Source organism: Cyclonatronum proteinivorum (assembly GCF_003353065.1).
Lineage (GTDB): Bacteria > Bacteroidota > Rhodothermia > Balneolales > Cyclonatronaceae > Cyclonatronum > Cyclonatronum proteinivorum.
Map to the genome: position 1 here is coordinate 3824745 of NZ_CP027806.1, position 19184 is coordinate 3843928.

Below are 19184 nucleotides of genomic sequence, written 5' to 3' on the forward strand. Positions count from 1 at the left end.
TGATTTTAAAGGAAGTGATTTCCGTCAGGAAAGAATTGAATTTAAGAAAGCAGTACGCAACCTTCACCCTGAAAATCCCGACGGAGAATCCCGATAAGAAATGTCCGTTATCAGCATACGCAAATCCGGCTTTCCTTCATTCAAACAGACCGCCACTCAGGTTCCCGGCCTTCCCGGATCCACTCTTTTGATAAAGTCCCCGGTGTTGCGAACCCTAAAGAAGTTCAAGGCGGCACATGCAACCTGATTGTGGTGTTAACCCGCATTCGGGGTAATCCTGATCCAGCGCAAATTAGGCAGATCCGCGGCTGTCATTTTTGGATAAAGTCAAGTATATTTTGAATCTTTAAGTTTTAAATAGGACAGTCATTTTTTGCGCGGGTTTGCATACCCATTTTTTTTAAAAGATCATTATTTCCAGGTAGTTAGAATATGGCCAAGCTTCAAGAAGATTTAGTATCCATTCGGCAGCAGCTTAAACTTAGTGCAGATGATATACACGACAAGACGAGACTCTCAACGCTCATTATCAGTCAGATAGAAGACGGTAGCATTTTTAAGTCAAAACAGAACAAAACATACATCCGGAGCTTTGTGCGTACGTACGCCCGTGCGTTGGGCATTAGTGATGATGACATGATCGAAGCACTCGATCAGATGGATGTAAGCAACTATCAGGGCTTTCTTCTAAAACGATACGCGACGGGACAAACGCCAACGGCGGCAGAGCAAAAGAAAGAAGCCTACCCCAAAACCGGAGCAACAACAGCTTCATCATCCCCAAAAACACCTGCCGCAAAACCGCCTCAGCCTCAAAAAGCTGATCAGGGCAGCAAGCCGGATACCACCCAAGCCCCGAGCTCCGGCGCGGACAAAACGAGCACGAACACATCCGGTACGAAGGCACAGTCACAACCACAACCACAATCTCAGTCTCAGTCTAAATCTCAATCTCAGTCTCAGTCTCAGTCTCAGTCTCAGTCTGCGTCACAAGGTACCAAAGCGGCTGCCGCTTCTGCCTCATCAAAATCAAAAGAAACAGCTTCAGGCCGGACCAAAGCGTCAACGGTTAAGGCCGGACGCCCCGCACGGGTCAACAAAACCGGGTCCTATCGCGGACCCGACGCGTCTGAAGTCAACTGGAGCGATGTGAGCCGGGGGGCTTCCAAAAAAAGTCCGGTCCCGGTATCTGCCATCCTAATTGTTGCCCTCGTGCTCATTGCACTCGGTGCTTTCGGCTATTGGTACCTGAATAGCGAAGACGGCTTTAGCGGCTTGTTCAGCGACAGCATCCCGCCAACCGAACAGCAAACCACCGTACCCGACCGCACCCCCGAGCTGTTGCTTTCTGACACCCTCGACGCGCCGGTCGCCCCCGATCCCGGACTGACTTCCGCCCCTGCACAAACGCTTCCCGACACCCTGGCCGTCGTAATTTATGCTGCAACCGGCAACCTCGAGCCTTTCCGGGTTAGCGCCGATACCTTCGAGAACCGCAGGCCCTACTGGGTCGAAATCGGGCGCGGCATGCGCGTACAGTTTATTGATGAAATCGTGCTAACAGGAAATTTCAACCGCATGATCGTGATGTACGAAGACCGCGTTATTTCGACTTTTGCTGAAGTCACCAATCAGGGTGAACGCATTATCCGTCGCTCACAGTTTGAAGACGATCCAACCCTTGAATCGTTTACCGAACCGCGGCTGCCCGAAGGGATCAATCCTCCAACAGAGATTATCGACCGCCCGCTGTTCTAACCTGAACCCACGTTTATGACCGCTGAACAGGCTCAGCACCAAATCGCCGAACTCCGGCAGCTTCTGAACAAAGCCAACGAAGCCTACTACGATAAGGCTGAACCCATCATGAGTGACCGGGAGTTTGACCGCAAGCTGGAAGAATTGCTTGCGCTTGAGCTCCGGTTCGACCTGCAGACCCCGGACTCCCCAACGGTCCGTATCGGCGGAAAGCCCAGCAAGAACTTTGTGAACGTGGTACACCCCGTGCCCATGCTGAGCCTTTCCAATACCTACAATGCGGAAGAGCTGTTTGACTTCGACAAACGGGTCCGCAATTTACTGGGTCACAACGACTTCACCTACAATGCCGAACTGAAGTATGACGGCATGGCTCTTCGGCTGCGTTACGAAAACGGACGCCTCGTGCTCGCAGCAACCCGCGGCGACGGTACCAAGGGCGACGACATCACCGCAAATGTGCGCACCGTGGATGATGTACCGCTCCGTTTGCGCGGCAATTTTCCGGACGTGCTGGAAGTCCGCGGCGAAGCTTACATGGAGCTGAAAGCCTTCGATGAAATGAATCAGTTGCGGAAAGAAGACGGGCTGGCTGTTTTTGCCAACCCGCGCAACGCAACGGCCGGCACCCTGAAACTGCAGGACCCTGCGATTGTAGCCGAGCGGCCCATCCGCTTTTTTGCCTACGACCTGTTGCTTGAAGGCGATGAAGCCCGTGAGCTCACGCAAAGTGCCAAGCTGGATATGCTGCTTGATTTCGGCATTCCTGTTTGTGATGTGCGGAAAGAGTGCCGCACCATTGAAGAAGTCAGCGAACTCATTAAGGAGTGGGACAACTCCCGGCATGATCATCCTTTCGAGACCGACGGGGTGGTGATTAAAGTGAATCAGGAGCGTTTCCGGGATATTCTGGGCGTAACGGCCAAGGCGCCGCGCTGGGCGACGGCCTACAAGTTTGAAGCGGAACAGGCAATCACGACCATCAACGATATAACATTGCAGGTGGGCAGGCTTGGCACCGTTACGCCGGTGGCCGAGCTCGAACCGGTTCAGCTGGCCGGAACAACGGTAAAGCGTGCTTCGCTGCACAACGAAGACGAGATCCGCCGTAAGGATATCCGGATTGGCGACCGCGTGCTGGTTGAAAAAGCCGGCGAAATTATCCCGCAGGTGGTGAGCGTACTCAACCCCGAAGCCGACGGCCGCGGCTCTGAATTTACCATGCCGCAGGAGTGCCCGGCCTGCGCCGCTTCGCTTGTCCGCATTGAAGGGGAAGTCGCCCTTCGCTGCGTGAATCCGCTCTGTCCGCCGCAGGTGCGTATCCGGATTGAACACTTCGCAAGCCGCAACGCCCTTGACATAGACGGTCTGGGCGAAGCTGTGGTCGCACAGCTGGTTGATGAAGGCCTCATCGAAACCTATGCCGACCTTTATGAGCTGAACAAAGAACAGCTGATTCCGCTGGAGCGCATGGCCGAGAAGAGCGCACAAAACCTGATTGACGCCATCGAAGCAAGCAAGAAGCAAGCTTTTGAGCGCGTGTTGTATGCGCTCGGCATTCGGTTTGTGGGAAATAAAGTTGCCAAAGACCTGGCAAAGGCCTTCGGCAGCATTGACGCCATCATTAGCGCAAGCGCGGAAGAGCTGAGCGCGGTGGACGCCATCGGGCCACGGATTGCCGACTCGGTCGTACAGTTTTTCGAAAACGAAGCAAACCGGACCATCACCGAACGCCTGCGAAACTATGGGCTTCAGTTCGAAGCCGAACAGGCCGAAACTGCTTCGGATAAGCTCGCGGGTCTCACATTCGTAATCACCGGCACCCTGCCCGGGCTGAAGCGAAATGAAGCCAAAAAATTAATTGAAGACAACGGCGGGAAAGTCACCGGCTCTGTAAGTAAGAAAACGAACTATCTACTGGCCGGAGAAGAAGCCGGTTCCAAACTCGATAAAGCCCAAAAGCTTGGCGTGCCCATCCTTTCCGAAGAAGAGCTCCTCCAAATGATTAACTGATCATGCACAAAAAACCGACGCCTGCTCCGGCTTCGGTTTTTTTGTTTGAAAACAGTTCAAAAAAGAAACATATTCAGGCAGTCACACACCGGTTGTTTTTTTAAAAAGCACGATTTAAAAACCATCCAAACCCTTCATCCCAATCAACGAGCCTTGTACTTATTATGAAACTCGACCTTCAGCAAAACGAAGATTACGCCCTGCTTACCCCGCACGCGAGCAAGCTGGACTCAACCGTTGCACCGGATCTCAAAAGCAACATCATCCTGCTCGGCAATACTTTTGATACCGGCGGGCTCATCATCAACCTTGAGAATGTAGAATTTGCGGACTCAAGCGGCCTCAGCGCGCTCCTGCTTGCCTTCCGCATGTACCGCGACAGTGGCCGAACCCTGGTGCTGTGCTGCCTGCAAGAGCGCGTGCAAAAGCTGCTGGATATTTCGCAGCTCACCAATTCTTTCATCATCAAAGAAAGGCTGGATGAAGCCATCGAAGTGTTCACCGCCTACGAATCAGATGATGACGAAGACGCTGATGATGATGATGATTTTTAGCCGCTAAGCCTTCCTTTGCGGGCCGCAGCTTTTTTTGCCGGACCTGCACAACTGCCCCGCAACCGGGCTGATTTCAAGATTCTGAAATTGTAACCAGAATTCATCATCCTTCATGGCCGAAATGTTAAGCACCCTCAGTATGCTCGACTGGGGGATTGTTGTCTTTTACCTGCTCTTATGTGTGGCGATCGGCCTTTACGCGGGCGGAAAACCGGGTAATCCGGCTGATTATTTCCGGACTTCCGGAAACGTCCCCTGGTGGGCTGCTTCCTTTTCAATTGTAGCGACGGAAACAAGCCTGCTCACCGTTATTTCCATTCCGGCTGTTGCCTATGGCGGCAGCCTTGTTTTTTTACAGCTTGCCGCCGGTTACATCATCGGGCGCATACTGGTAGCCTGGCTGATTCTTCCTGCCTATTTCCGGGGGGATCTGGTAACCCCCTATGCTTTGTTTGAAGAACGTTTCGGCAACCGTTTCCGGCGGCTTTCATCCTTCGTTTTTCTGCTTACCCGCCTGCTTGCTGATGGCGTGCGCCTGTTTGCGGCGGCCATACCGCTCAAAATTATAACCGGGCTCGATTACCCCACCGCCATTGCGCTCATAGCCCTGCTCACGCTCGCTTACACCTGGTACGGCGGCCTTCGCTCCGTCATCTGGATTGACGTGCTGCAGCTGCTGGTGTACACCTTATGCGCGGTTTTTATCGTCTGGTACACGATTGGTCTGCTTTCCGGCGCGCCAGAAGCCTCCGCACTGCTGCGCGACGCCGGTAAGCTCACACTTATTCAGTGGCCTGCCTCCTTCAGCGACATATTCTTTACGCCCTACAACCTCATCGGGGCCGTCATAGGCGGACTGTTTCTGGCTATGGCTTCACATGGCACAGACCATCTCATTGTGCAGCGACTGCTGGCCTGCGGCAAAACGTCCACCGCCCGCAAGGCGCTCATCAGTAGCGGATTCCTGGTTTTCGGGCAATTTGCGCTCTTCCTTGGTGCAGGTCTCATGCTGTGGCTGTTTTATGAAGGGGCAAGCATTGCCTCCCTCGGCCTCAACAATCCTGATGAACTCATGCTCACCTTCGTAACGGCAGAGCTTCCTGCGGGTACCGTCGGACTTTTCGTTGCGGCCCTTTTTGCGGCAGCGATGAGTACCCTAAGTAGTTCGCTTTCGGCCCTGTCGTCTTCCACCTTTTTTGACCTTTTCCCCAAACTCGCCGCGCGCGGCAATACCATGCTTCGCTCCCGCCTGCTGATGGTAGTCTGGACTCTTATTTTTATTGGGTTTGCCTCCCTCTTCACCGACACCGACAATCCGATTGTGGAGCTTGGTCTCGGCATAGCCGGCTACACTTACGGCGCACTGCTGGGCGCTTTCCTGATGGCAATCTATAGTCCGGTAACGCAGCGTCAGGCCATCATCGGACTTGTCAGCTGTGTAGCCGGCATGGCGGCCATCATCCTGCTTACGCCTCTTGCATGGCCCTGGTACACCCTCTGCGGTCTGAGTATTTTTTCGGCCGTGTCAGGTGCGCTTTACAAACTGCGTATCGCGGTCTGATACAACTCATAACAAGCTGACATTATGATGAAGCACAAAATAATCGTAGCTTTTGTCATGCTATGATTGTTTTGTAACAACCGCACTAAGAACTGTTTTCAGCTTATACAACAGTATGCCTGTTTCATGGCAGGCTTGGTTCACACCTGCCTTTTCCCTGCTGTGCTAAGCACTGAAAACAGTTTTCATCCGCCATATTTGTTATGCCATCCGAGAATAATTTGTTCATGACATTTCTTGAAAAATTAGGCCTTCAGCGAAAAAAACCTGTCTCTCCCAAAGGCCTGAACGATAAAGCGCGCCTTGAAGAAGAACAGCTTTGGCGGAAGAACCTGCTGATCAAACTTGGGATTGCCGCTGGTTTTCTGCTGCTCGTTTTGCTGCTTTATCCCCGCGACGCGGTGAAGGAAGTGAGTTATCAGATCAATGAACCCTGGCGGCAGGATGATCTTACGGCCCCCTTCGATTTCAGTATCCTTAAAACCGAACAGGAAATTAACGCTGAAATAGACGAGATCAACCGTATTACAGCTCCTGTGTTTCACATCGACCGCAGCATACCGGAGCTGGTACAGACGCAGATGGATTCGGTGATGACCAACCTTATGCCGGTTTTAGAAGCCTACGCGAGCTGGCAACAGCATGAAGATCGTGAAAGTGATTCGGCTGTGGCAGACAGTATCAGCTTTCATCACAGCTTGTCGAACAGCAATCATATTTTTAGTGAAGCCAACATGAACTTCATGCTCCGGCAGTATTTACGCATACAGCGGGAAAACAGTCGGCAGACGTTCGTAGGCTCTGATATTGTAACCCGCTTGCAACAGCTGCTCACAGAAGTTTACCGAAACGGGGTTATAGACATACCCAAAGAAGATCTGAACAGTACGGAGCTTTCCATACGGGACACCGAACAGCGTACCGAGCGCTTTACAAGCATAAGCTCCGTGCGGGATATGGAAGAACTCAACGAATTTGTGATTTTTCGTCTCAACCGCATGTTCCGGGATGAAGCGGCTGCTATTGCCATTCAGCTCTACTCCGCATTTATTCAGCCCAATCTCATCTTTAATGAAACCCAAACGCAGCTGCTGATTGACGAAGCGATTGCGAACATCAGTCCGACCAAAGGCGCGGTTGCAGCGGGTCAGGTTATTATCAGACGGGGCGACCTGATTGATAATGAGCGGCTAAACATGCTGCAAAGTCTTGAAGCCGCGCGAGCGACACGGGCAAGTAATGTGGAGATTTCCCTGCGCACGCTGGGAGATGTGCTGCTGATGATTGCCATCCTGGCTACTTTTCTCTTCTACCTTTATTTGTACAGGCAGCCCATTTTTGACAGCAACAGCAAGTTTCTGCTGGTATTCATAGCCCTTTTTCTGGTTGTGGGGGCAAGTGCTTTTTTTATTCGTCTGGAAGGCGTTTCCGAATACATCATCCCGCTCGCCCTTGCTCCCCTGCTGCTCACCATCTTTTTTGATTCAAGGGTCGGCATTATCGCTGCGATCAGTATCTCACTGATGACAGCACTCATGAACGGGTACAATTTTGAGTTCCTTACCGCAACCCTTGTTGCTTCAAGCATAGGCGTGTATTCGGTCCGCGATATCCGGCAGCGCAGTCAGTACTTCCTGAATACGCCGGGCATTATTTTCCTGTCCTATGCATTTGTGCTGCTCGGCTTCACCCTGTCACGCTCAGGGGCATGGGATGTTTTCGGGATGAACCTGCTCATCATTTTCGTGAATGTGCTGCTGATTTCTATCCTGACCTATCCGCTCATTTTTCTGTTCGAAAAAATGTTTCAGCTCACAACTGATGTGACGCTGTACGAGCTCAACGACAACAACAATTCGCTACTCAAAGAGCTGATGTTTAAAGCTACCGGAAGCTTTCAGCACAGCATTCAGGTTGCCAATCTTACGGAGGCTGCCGCTTCAGCCATTGGTGCCAACGCGCTGCTTGCCCGTGTCGGTGCCCTTTATCACGATATCGGTAAGATGGAAAAGCCGCAGTATTTTGTTGAGAATCAGGGCGGAGGCGTAAATCCCCACGATCAGCTTAAACCGGCCATGAGTGCTAAAATCATTCGTGACCACGTCAAGGCCGGGGTTCGGAAAGCACAGCGCGCCAATCTGCCGCCGGTAATTATCAATTTCATCGAAAGCCATCACGGCAACACCATCATTCAGTACTTTTACGCCAAAGCCCTTAAAGAGGCGGATTCTGAAAATGAGGTGCATGATAACTTTTTCCGCTACGACGGGCCGCTCCCATCAACCAAAGAAACCGGGATTCTGCTGCTTGCCGATGCCATCGAAGCCGCTTCAAGGGCTATGAGTGATCCCACGCACAAAAAGCTCGAAAACCTGGTCAACCGCCTTGTAGACGAAAAGGTTAAACATGGACAGCTGATCGATTGCCCCCTTACATTTCGGGATATCACTTTGATTAAAGAAGCTTTTGTCAAGAATCTCTCGGCCATTTATCACAGCCGGATCAAGTATCCCGGGCAGGATAAAAAAGATAATGCTGTGGATGCAGATGAAAAGTCAGCACAAAGCACATCATCCAAAGCCGACGATACAGATGGAGGCGTCAAGGAAAGTAGTGCCGCAGCGAACCAGGCGGAACAGAGCGAATCCGGTTCCAAAACTTCGAAGGGCAAAGAGACTTCGGCAGATTCGTCATCTCCTGAAACGGAAAAGGGATAAAACCAGCATTGTGCGTCCGGATTTAGACCCAAAAGGCTGCGCACGGCACGGCAGGTAAACAGAAGATTTTAACGGAAGCCCTGTACCCATCAGCTGCAGGCGCCAAAACTCAGAGCATGGCAAAAGAAAGCCCGTTCGCTTCACTTAACCGTGATTATCAGCATTATCTTAAACTTGAAAAAGGTCTCTCAGGCCATACGCTCGATGCCTACACGCGTGATATTGCGAATTATCTGGATTTCATCTTTGCCATCCAAAAAGTACACGATCCCGCCGGTATTTCGCTCCGGCATATTGAAGACTACCTGCTTGAGCTAACGGAAACCGGTTTTGCCCCGGCAACCATTGCCCGCAACATTTCGAGCATTCGCGGTTTTCATCTTTTTCTGATTCTTGAAGGTCATACCACAGCAAACCCGGCACAGCTTGTGCGTTTGCCGAAAAAAGCACTCAAGCTGCCCGAAGTGCTTAATCCTGAACAGGTTTCACGCATGATTGAAGCGGTGTGCTCTGCGGAAGCTTCAAGCCGGACGCCCCTTCGGGATAAAGCCATACTCGAACTGCTGTATGCTACGGGCATGCGGGTAAGTGAACTCACAGCGCTCGATCTTTCGCAGCTCTATCCCGAAATCGGCTTCGTACGGGTGTTTGGTAAAGGCAGCAAGGAAAGACTTATCCCGGCCGGCGCGCAGGCATTTGAAGCCGTCTCCAACTATACCGAACAGGAGCGCGCAGACCTTGTGAAGCCAACCGCTGATACGGGAAATGCTGTTTTTCTGAATGTGAGAGGCGGCCGGCTTAGTCGGGTAAGTATATGGCAGCTGGTGAAAAAAGCTGCCCGGCTCGCTGGTGTGAACGCGCCGGTTTATCCCCATGCATTCCGGCACTCATTCGCGACACACCTGCTGGAAGGCGGTGCGGATTTGCGGTCTGTACAGCAAATGCTCGGGCACGTATCCATCAACACTACTGAAATTTACACGCATGTTGACCGCAGCTTTCTCCAACAGGTGTACCGTGATTTTCACCCCCGCGGATGAGGATTGCGTTTTGTATCCTGTTTATGGCTATTTTAACCGCCTGATGTTAACCCGCATTATTCACAATTAAAAAGAATTTATTTGCTAACTGTAAGTTTAAATTTAGCTTGGTGAATAATGCGGGTTATAGCTGCTTACTCTAATTTTTCTGACTGATTTTTTTATGAGCGAAAACAAACAAGCTGTCAAATCTATCGAATGGCGCGATGATCACGTGCGGATCATTGACCAAACCTTCCTGCCTTCCCGCACGGTTTATTGCGATATTCGGGACATCGGACAGATGTGGGACGCCATCAAAAAGCTTAAAGTACGGGGCGCACCTGCCATTGGCATAGCTGCAGCCTATGCCTTCTATCTTGGTATCCGTGATATTCGCGACATCTCTTTCGCAGGATTCAATATTGAGGCGGAACGCATTGCTGAATATCTGGCTTCAAGCCGCCCAACTGCCGTTAATTTAAAGTGGGCACTTGACCGCATACTGATGACCATCTATGCGCTTCGGGAGAAACCTATTGAAGAAATCAAAGCCAAAGTACTGGAAGTCGCGCAGACCATACATCAGGAAGACATCAGAACCTGCAGGCAGATCGGGCTGAACGGTCAGGAGCTCATCCCAAAAAAAGCTAACATCCTGACACACTGCAACACCGGCGGACTTGCGACCGGACAGTATGGCACGGCGCTTTCCATGATTTTTCACGCACATGAAGAGGGTAAAAACATCCATGTTTGGGTAGATGAAACGCGACCGCTGCTGCAGGGCGCGCGGCTGACGGCCTGGGAGCTGTCTCAGGCGGAAATTCCGTTCAAGCTCGTCATTGATTCAGCTTCCGGACACTTGATGAAATCAGGCATGGTAGATTTAATTGTGGTCGGAACTGACAGGGTTGCGGCCAACGGAGATACGGCAAACAAAATCGGCACGTACAATCTTTCCGTGCTTGCAAAAGCGCATAACATCCCCTTTTATGTGGCTCTTCCGCTTTCGACCATTGACCTTAGCCTGTCGCACGGTGATCTCATTCCGATTGAAGAACGCGACAGCGCGGAAGTCACCCAATTCGGCAATGCGCGGGTAGCGCCGCCCAAAACAGCTACCTTCAATCCCGCCTTTGACGTAACCCCTGCTGAAAACATCACGGCATTCATCACTGAAAAGGGAATCGTAAGGCCGCCTTTCACTGAAAACCTGAAAAAGCTTTTCGAATAGCCTGAAGACAGAAGCTCTTGCCAGATTTTTTTTGTGTACTCTAAATAGCGAGGGTGGTTTTTGACGGTTGATTCGTCGTCGCTTTCGCTGGCCTTTTCGACTTGTTTACCGGGACAAGTTTCCGCACTAAGGCATTGGATCAGATTCCAACCGTAAAGAGCTGTTGGGAAATCAGGTCGCGCACACCGCTGTTTTCTGTCCCGGGACTGCGGGTTGCCCGCAAAAAAGCAAGGGGCCCATCTTAGGTTTGGGATCCCTAAACTATCACGAAAGACCGTGATGTTCTCGGAATTTCACCCAAAAAAAACGAAAGACTAACATACCCGGAACGCCGGGCTCAGGGCTCTTCTGCTGGTACACGCGTTGTTTTTTCGGGATGGAAGCTTTTTGATATTCTGCTGCGTCCAATCAGGGTAAGGTTACGCACATTGTGATACCTGTCAGGCCGGGTGCTGCATGTCGTTTTTTCCTGCTATTTCGCCGATCAGCTGCTGCTCGAATTTTTTCATAAAGCTGAGACGCTGCAGGGCGATTTCTCTGGCTGTTTGTGTGTGCATGCGTTCCGGCAGCTTGTACAGCTTTGTGTAGAAATGATCGAGGGTATAGTGCTTGTCGTTAAAGCTTCGGCTGTTGCCGTCGGTGATTGGCATTTCGGGGTGGTAAAAGGCTGCGCCAAAGGAGGCGCCGGTTACAAAACAGCGCGCAATTCCGATGGCTCCAAGGGCGTCGAGGCGGTCGGCGTCCTGCAGGATTTTGGCTTCTTTCGTTCGGGCCTGTACTTCGCCGCTAAAGCTGTGCGCAGCTATGCAGTGTGAAATGGCGTCAACCGTGGCTCTGTGTGTGCCTTGTGACAATAACCATGCAGCGGCTTGCTCAGCGGACCTTGAAGCGGCCTGACTGCGTTCGGCACTGTTCTTGGGGAGGGCGATAAGATCATGCAGCCACGCGGCGGGAATCAGAATGTTTAAATCCGCGCCTTCCGCCTGCCCGATATCCCGCGCGCGTTCGACAACGCGCATTACGTGCTGCAGATCGTGGGCGGTATCATGTTTGGCAATGCGGGGCGTCAGCCAGTGCTTTATGGTGTGCTCGTCCGGTGCTTTCATTCGGGTAACTAATTTGGCGTTTGATTCCGGTATAAAGTGAAACAGGCAGGCTGTACATTTATACAGCGCTGCCTGCATGCAAACCGGATCACAGTATTTTTGTGAAAGGGTTATGACTCGGAAAGGGCTGCGTCTAAATCGTGCAGGGCAAAAACTTCTTCTACTCTTTCGAAGCCTTCACCGACGCGGATGATGGAGGGCACATCACCGGTCATGTCAATAATGGTAGATTCCACGGTTTGAAGAGGCTGCTCGTCGTCGATAGCAATATCAACAAGGTGATCAAAAATCCGGAACAGCTCATCTGTAAATTGCGGATCGCCATCCGGAACAAGTTCATCGGGGGCTTTGGCGCTTGTTGCAAGCAAAGGATGACCGAGTTCGGCAATAATTTGTTCACAAATCGGATGGGAAGGCACGCGGAAGCCAACGGTTTTGCGCTTGGGGTGAAGCAAAAGACGGGGCACTTCTTTCGTACCAGGCAAAATAAAGGTGTAAGGACCCGGTATGAGTCGTTTGATGATTTTAAAGTTATCTGTGCTGATGTTGGCAAACTTGGAGATTCCGGTAAGGGAGTCGCAGATAAGCGTAAACATGTGGTCGCTGTCGAGTTTACGGATGTTTCTGATCCGGTCGACTCCTTTTTTGTTGGTATAATCGCACCCGAGGGCATGCTGCGTGTCAGATGGAAACAGCATAATTTCACCAGCCCGAAGCCTGTCAACAATATCGAAAACACGCTTTACATGAGGGGTTACCGGATGAAGCTTAATAATCTCAGCCATATATTGGATCTGTATATTTAGTTGATGTTTCGGTTAAACCTGCTGTTCAGGTTATGGATTACATCTCTTTAAGCAAGCTTTTGTGCCTTAACACAAAATGTTGCCGTAATCTTGTATCTTGAATGTAGTAAATTTTCAAACAAAGAAATCTGTACAAGGAGTTTTCTATGTCATCTGCATTAAACATAACCTTTTTAGGTCATTCAGCATTTAAGATCACAACGCCGGAGGGCTGTGTTATTCTTATTGACCCTTTTTTGAGTCAGAACCCGTCAACCCCGGAAGACTTAAAGAAACAGAATAAAGCGGACTACATCCTGCTTACTCATGGCCATGAAGACCATGTCGGGGATACGCTGGAAATCGCCGCCCAAACTGGTGCTACTGTTGTGAGTACCGTTGAGCTTTCCGGTTTGCTCAAATCAGACGGTCTTGAAGCGTCGCAGGCTGCGGAATTCAATAAAGGCGGTACGCTAAAGTTTTCGGAATTCAGTGTGACGCTCACCAATGCCAATCACTCTTCATCATTTGGCGGACGCTATGCCGGTGAGGCCGGTGGCCTGGTGCTTCGCTTTACGGATGGCAGCTGTATCTATCATGCGGGCGACACCAACATTATGCCTGATTTCAGCCTGTATGCGGATTTGTATGCCCCGGATATTGTTATGCTGCCCATTGGTGATCATTATACCATGGGCCCCGTTGAGGCCGCCATGGCAGCTGCCATGATCAAAACAAAAAAAGTGATTCCCATGCACTATGGCACGTTTCCGGTGCTAACAGGATCTCCTGAAACCTTTAAGACTGAGGTAGATAAAAGAACCGGTGGCGCTTCAGAGGTTGTTATCTTGCAACCCGGCGAGTCGGTCTGACCCGCTGAAGGATTGAAGTCATCCTCATTTATAAACCAAAAAAGGGTACGGTTCGCAAAGCGCCGTACCCTTTTTTTGCTAATTGAAAAAATTAATCAACCGATCAGTACATCCAAAAGGATGACGATCCAAACTATTGGCAGGTAGAAGATGGAGGCAAACATCAGCTTTTTGGCTGAATCCTTGTCTTTATTTTTGAAGAACAAATAGCCGTAATAAAAGAAAAATGCTCCGGCGAGCAATGCGCCAGCGAGATAGATCATCCCGTTGTACCCCATAAAGTACAGGCTGACTGATATGGGGATGAGTATGATGAGGCAGGAAAGATTAACCCAAGCGGCCTTATAACCGGCTTCGTCGTTTTTGGGAAGCATTCTGAAGCCTGCTCTTGTGTAATCGTCGTTGCAAAGCCAGGCAATGGAAACAACGTGCGGTACCTGCCAGAAAAAGACGATGGCAAACAATACCCAAACGCCGGGTTCTGTAATGGTGCCTGTTGCGGCAGCCCAACCCCCGACGGGTGGTAAGGCGCCGGGCACGGCTCCAATCCAGACATTGCTGAAAGAGACCCTTTTCATGGGGGTGTACATCGCAAGGTATGAAAACGCGGTGAGGGCAGACACCATACCCGCTACCCAGTTGACGGTTGCGATAAGGTAAATAAGCCCGCCGAAGATCATGCTCATTGAGAATATGAGCGCATGTGAAGTTTTAATTCTCTCCATTGGCAGCGGTCTCTTGCTGGTGCGGAGCATCAGTTTATCGAGATCGCGCTCAATGTACTGATTGTGCGCGGCTGTTCCTGCTGCAATAAGTACGGTACCAATAATTGCGTGAAATAATAGCGTAAAATCGAATGTTCCGGCTGATCCAAGTAGAAAACCGATTGCCATACTTGCCAGTACGAGAACGGTTATACCCGGTTTTGTCAGCTCGAAGTAATCGGATAATGCCTGCGAAAATACTGGTTTGGAAAGTGTTTTTTCCTGCGTTAGCTTCATGAAGTGCGAGCAAATGATGGTCTTTGATAAGTCTTAAAATTTAAGAAATAATCCATTAATACTCACGGATAGATTGAATATATATGCACAATAAACCTTAATTTACATGGGCACGTTATTATTGGTCCATGCAGGACTGAACACAAAGTTTTTATTTTATTTATGCTTAAGCAACTTTTCCCGACCGTAGCTGTAACCACCATCGTCGTTACCGTATTGCTGATATTTATTGGGGTCATTGTTCGTGCTTCGGGTGCAGGTCTGGGATGTCCGGACTGGCCTAAGTGCTTTGGCATGTGGATACCACCAACAACTGCAGAAGCACTCCCCCCTGAATTTAATCCTGACGAGTTCAATGTGGTTCATACCTGGACAGAGTACATTAATCGTCTCTTTGGTGTGCTGGTCGGCTTCCTGATTATTCTTACTACGATATTCTCAACCGGCTACCTAAAGGAGCGAAAGACCGTTTTCTTTGCTTCGTTTTTATCACTTGTACTTGTGCTTTTTCAGGGATGGCTCGGGGGGCAAGTGGTCAGAAGCGGTCTTATGCCGGGTATGATTTCAGTGCATATGGTCGTCGCTATGCTGATCCTGATGACGCTGGTTTATGCTGCGTGGTCAGCAATTAAGGACCGTTACCGTTTTACCCTAATGCATAATCATAAGCGGTCTTTGTTTATCGCGTCATTTTTGCTGCTGTTTTTGATGTTTGTGCAAATTGTACTCGGAACACAGGTACGTGAGGCCATAGACATGGTCGACAAGGTTTCTATCGCGCGTGCTGAATGGCTCGATCATGTGGGTATAATCGATCAGATACACAGAACTTTTTCCTGGACGATATTGCTGGTGAGCGGATGGATTGTGTATTATGTGAAAAGCAATAATCTGGTAACCAATATTACCAAAATTGCAGGCTTAATATTCATACTGGTACTCACACAAGTTTTCATTGGTGTCGTACTTGCCTATGTAGGATTCCCGGCTTCATTTCAGGTTCTGCACCTTGGGGTATCTTCTTTTTTGATCATTGCTATTCAGATATTACTGCTTGCTTCGAAGCACAACCGGTAACAAGCTTGAGATAGTGCCTTTGCAAATAGTTGTGCATGCCTTGTTTGTTCGTTCATACAGGACAGATATAACTGTTTGAGAAATACACAGAACTGCTCAAATACACAGACTACCCGCGATTGCGTGTGACTCTGTGCGTATAAGGCAAAGCGCTTACCATCTGATGTGAGTCAGCCTGCAGGTCGTGCAAAAAAACCAGGATTTTAGAGTAATAATGGGTGTTACGGTCTCACGGAGTGGCTAATTCAGGGATTTTACCATTGCTTTATGCACGACCTGAAATGGTAGCCATTAGCCTTATTTGTGCCCATTGGCTGCTCGCTGAGCAAAATGTCGCGCTCGGCCTTCATCAGCGCATTCAGGGTGTATTGCATGATGTCGTTGAGCCCGTTTTCTTTGGTCGCAGCTTGGTTGCGTATCAGCTCTTCGATCTGTGATTTGTTGAATTCCATAGGTCTTCTCCTTGCCTTAGGGTTTCTGCTTTAGTCATTATTTTCAAACTTAAGGAAAGGGGCCCCCGGACACACTTTTTGAAATACTACCGAAATACTACCACAAAACAACCCTTGATTGAGTTGCCCTTAGATGAAATGAGATAGCTGCTATGGATATGTTAAACATAAAAAACCTCGCGGTGCTATGAACACGCACGAGGCTTCTAAATTAAAATTACTTACGGAGATTAGTTTACTTTTATCGCAAACTTAAGGGTTCCAAATATTAATGCCGGCATCTCTGAAGCTCGTATCGAGTAAGGTTATTCCTACAAATACAAGAAAAAATATTATGGAGAAAACAAGTACTACTGAATTAAACTTTTCGTCGTAGTACAAACCCATAAAAAACATCGCAACCAATGTTGCTTTAAAAGTAGCGAGCAATAAAGCAACAATTACATCAAATGGGGCGGGTATGTTTAAATAAAATACTGCTACAGTAACAACGGTAAGTACTACCAGCGCCAGTGTAGTTGAAATAAGTGTTTTGAGCGGGATGATGTGATGTGCACTCATGAGAAAGAAATTTTATGATGAAGTACAGTTTATCCTTAATGAAGTAATATAGATTCGCTAATCTATCAGATACATTAGCGGGAACAGGAAAATCCATATTATATCCACAAGGTGCCAATACAAACCTGTAATTTCAACCGGGGTATAATATGAGGAACTGTATGCACCAGCCTTAGCTTTAACGACAAGCCATATCATCAGGCCTATTCCTATAATCACGTGCAAGCCGTGTAATCCTGTCATCATGTAATAGATACTGAAGAACACGCCTGCTTTAGGGTGATCTATACCTTCGAATGCGTAAAGACCTCCGGGAAGGATACCTACCTCAAACTTGGCAGTGTACTCAAAATACTTAATTACGAGAAAGATGGTTGCCAGCACTATCGTTACAAGAAGATAATTCACAATCATCTTTTGATTGTTGGTCTGCGCCGAGCGAATCGCAAGTGCACATGTCAGCGAGCTCCCGATAAGTACAACCGTGTTAATTCCGCCCAGTACTGTACTAAGTTCAGTAGCTGCAAGCGTAAATAAGTCGGGGTTCCATGCGCGATATATAATGTAGGCTACGAAAAGTCCGCCAAAGAACATTACCTCTGTGAAGAGGAATAGCCACATACCCAATTTAGAAGAGCTGAACTGTTGGTCAGAGCTTCTGAAATGGTGCTGAACATGTGCGTTTTCTAAACTATGTGCCTGTGCCATTAATTGAAGGATTACCTTTTTGAGTTCTGTTAATTATACAGTTTGTGCTGATTCCGATTTTTTCTCTCCGGCATGTTCCTGATGGTATACATCATCGGAAATTCCGAGGGTAAATTCAGATACAGGCTTGTGGTAGTCATACGCTCCGTTTGTTACAACCGGCTGATAATCGAAGTTGTGCTGTACCGGCGGTGAGGAAGTCATCCAATCCAGCGTACGGGCACCCCATGGGTTAGCCGGAGCTTTTTCGCCCTTAAGAAGTGAATGCGCCAGATAGATGGCAATGATAACAAATCCGATTCCCAATACATATGAACCGATGGTTGAGAGCTGGTGCATAGCCTGGAACTGATCGATATAGGAGTAGTACCTGCGGGGCATACCCTGACTTCCCATGATGAACTGTGGCAGGAAGGTAAGATTAAACCCTATAAATATAATTACAGCTGATATCTTGCCCCAGAATTCATTATACATTTTACCGGTCATCTTAGGCCACCAGAAATGTAACCCACCAAGGAAAGCCATTACCGTACCCCCCATCATCACATAATGAAAGTGGGCTACAACATAATAGGTGTCATGGAGATGCACATTGACTGAAATAGCACCGAGCATGATACCTGTTACCCCACCGATCGTGAAGAGAAACAAAAAGATACAGGCATAGAGCATCGGTGTTTTCATGTCTATAGAACCCTTATGCATGGTAGCCAGCCAATTAAAGATTTTAATACCTGTAGGAATACCTACAAAGAAAGTCAGAAATGAAAAGACTACTGTGCTCAGCTCACTTTGCCCGGACACAAACATGTGGTGTCCCCATACAAGCGACCCAATAAAAGCAATAGCAAGACTTGACATCGCAATAGCCCAGTATCCGAATACTGTTTTTCTTGAGAATGTACCGATAAGTTCAGAAATAACCCCGAAAGCCGGAACAATCATAATATATACGGCCGGATGTGAATAGAACCAGAAGAAATGCTGGTACAATACAGGGTCACCCCCCAAGGCCGGATCAAAAATACCGACTCCAAGTACGCGCTCCATAATCAGAAGTGCAAGGGTAATCGCCAGTACCGGTGTTGCCAGTACCTGAATAACAGAAGTTGCATACATCGCCCAAATGAACAGCGGCAAACGACCCCAGGTCAAGCCGGGTGCTCTCATTTTATGAATGGTCACAATGAAGTTCATACCCGTCAGAATAGACGAGAACCCCATAATAAACACACCGAATGTCATCAGTATGACCGCTGAGCCCGTCTGTACAGAATATGGGGTGTAGAACGTCCAGCCTGTGTCAATGGGATTAACAGCAAGAGAAGCCAGTGTGAAAAGTGCACCAATAGAATAGATCCAGAATGATGCCAGGTTCAGCCTGGGAAATGCTACATCTTTCGCTCCGAGCATAATCGGTAACAGGAAGTTACCTAAGGCAGCGGGTATCGAAGGTATAATGAATAAGAATACCATAATCGCACCGTGCAGGGTGAAGATGCGATTGTAGGTTTCTGCATTCATCAGGTTTTCTGCAGGTGTAAACAACTCTGTACGAAGTACAAGTGCTAAAACACCACCCACAAAAAAGAAAAGGGCAATAGATGCAAGGTACATCAGGCCTATTCTCTTATGGTCGACGGTGAACAACCATGATTTAAGACCTGATTCCGCGTTCAGATAATTTTTTGACGGATTTTCGTCAATATCAAAATAGCGGACTTTTAAAGTATTTCCGTTTGATGCTGTGGCTGACATAA

At 48.9% G+C, this 19184-nt stretch carries 16 protein-coding genes; 9 read left to right on the top strand and 7 right to left on the bottom strand.

The features are described 5' to 3' along the window. Positions 1–432: 432 nt before the first annotated feature. From CYPRO_RS14595 to mtnA, 7 genes are all read left to right on the top strand, one after another. The gene (locus CYPRO_RS14595) at positions 433–1758 is read left to right on the top strand and encodes a helix-turn-helix domain-containing protein (RefSeq protein ID WP_114985318.1); all 1326 of its coding nucleotides are present in this window, start codon (positions 433–435) and stop codon (positions 1756–1758) included. A gap of 15 nt (positions 1759–1773) precedes the next feature. Beyond that, complete coding sequence (ligA, locus tag CYPRO_RS14600) at positions 1774–3771, top strand: NAD-dependent DNA ligase LigA (protein WP_114985319.1); 1998 nt, start codon at positions 1774–1776, stop codon at positions 3769–3771. Between the two features lie 164 nt (positions 3772–3935). Continuing rightward, positions 3936–4325 (top strand): STAS domain-containing protein, encoded by a 390-nt coding sequence (locus tag CYPRO_RS14605; RefSeq protein WP_114985320.1) that lies wholly within the window; start codon positions 3936–3938, stop codon positions 4323–4325. 112 nt (positions 4326–4437) lie between these two features. Further along, positions 4438–5886 (top strand): sodium:solute symporter, encoded by a 1449-nt coding sequence (locus CYPRO_RS14610; protein WP_240644771.1) that lies wholly within the window; start codon positions 4438–4440, stop codon positions 5884–5886. Positions 5887–6113: 227 nt separating this feature from the next. Then, entirely contained in the window at positions 6114–8603 is a 2490-nt protein-coding gene (locus CYPRO_RS14615; protein ID WP_164682836.1) for an HD family phosphohydrolase, read from the top strand. Between the two features lie 116 nt (positions 8604–8719). After that, positions 8720–9643, top strand: coding sequence for a site-specific tyrosine recombinase XerD (xerD, locus tag CYPRO_RS14620; protein WP_114985322.1), 924 nt, complete (start codon positions 8720–8722; stop codon positions 9641–9643). A gap of 163 nt (positions 9644–9806) precedes the next feature. Continuing rightward, on the top strand, positions 9807–10859 hold the full coding sequence (gene mtnA, locus CYPRO_RS14625; protein ID WP_114985323.1) for an S-methyl-5-thioribose-1-phosphate isomerase: 1053 nt from the start codon (positions 9807–9809) through the stop codon (positions 10857–10859). Between the two features lie 440 nt (positions 10860–11299). Here the strand turns inward: mtnA and CYPRO_RS14630 are convergent, their stop codons facing one another. Continuing rightward, positions 11300–11965, bottom strand: a complete 666-nt coding sequence (locus CYPRO_RS14630; protein WP_114985324.1) for an HD domain-containing protein — start codon at positions 11963–11965, stop codon at positions 11300–11302. Between the two features lie 110 nt (positions 11966–12075). Beyond that, positions 12076–12750: an L-threonylcarbamoyladenylate synthase gene (locus CYPRO_RS14635; protein ID WP_114985325.1), complete on the bottom strand. Its 675-nt coding sequence runs from the start codon at positions 12748–12750 to the stop codon at positions 12076–12078. A 167-nt stretch (positions 12751–12917) separates the two neighbouring features. On the opposite strand from CYPRO_RS14635, the gene CYPRO_RS14640 reads away from it, so the two are divergent. After that, complete coding sequence (locus CYPRO_RS14640) at positions 12918–13622, top strand: metal-dependent hydrolase (RefSeq protein ID WP_114985326.1); 705 nt, start codon at positions 12918–12920, stop codon at positions 13620–13622. Positions 13623–13717: 95 nt separating this feature from the next. Here CYPRO_RS14640 and cyoE read toward each other — a convergent pair whose 3' ends face one another. Next, on the bottom strand, positions 13718–14623 hold the full coding sequence (gene cyoE, locus CYPRO_RS14645) for a heme o synthase (protein WP_114985327.1): 906 nt from the start codon (positions 14621–14623) through the stop codon (positions 13718–13720). Between the two features lie 162 nt (positions 14624–14785). On the opposite strand from cyoE, the gene CYPRO_RS14650 reads away from it, so the two are divergent. Then, positions 14786–15700: a COX15/CtaA family protein gene (locus CYPRO_RS14650; RefSeq protein WP_114985328.1), complete on the top strand. Its 915-nt coding sequence runs from the start codon at positions 14786–14788 to the stop codon at positions 15698–15700. 254 nt (positions 15701–15954) lie between these two features. Here CYPRO_RS14650 and CYPRO_RS14655 read toward each other — a convergent pair whose 3' ends face one another. The 4 genes from CYPRO_RS14655 to ctaD form a co-directional block, all read right to left on the bottom strand. Next, positions 15955–16152 (bottom strand): hypothetical protein, encoded by a 198-nt coding sequence (locus tag CYPRO_RS14655; protein ID WP_114985329.1) that lies wholly within the window; start codon positions 16150–16152, stop codon positions 15955–15957. Between the two features lie 252 nt (positions 16153–16404). Then, on the bottom strand, positions 16405–16713 hold the full coding sequence (locus tag CYPRO_RS14660) for a cytochrome C oxidase subunit IV family protein (protein WP_114985330.1): 309 nt from the start codon (positions 16711–16713) through the stop codon (positions 16405–16407). Positions 16714–16770: 57 nt separating this feature from the next. Then, positions 16771–17421: a cytochrome c oxidase subunit 3 family protein gene (locus CYPRO_RS14665; protein ID WP_114985331.1), complete on the bottom strand. Its 651-nt coding sequence runs from the start codon at positions 17419–17421 to the stop codon at positions 16771–16773. A 33-nt stretch (positions 17422–17454) separates the two neighbouring features. Then, complete coding sequence (gene ctaD, locus CYPRO_RS14670) at positions 17455–19182, bottom strand: cytochrome c oxidase subunit I (protein WP_114985332.1); 1728 nt, start codon at positions 19180–19182, stop codon at positions 17455–17457. Positions 19183–19184 lie beyond the last annotated feature (2 nt).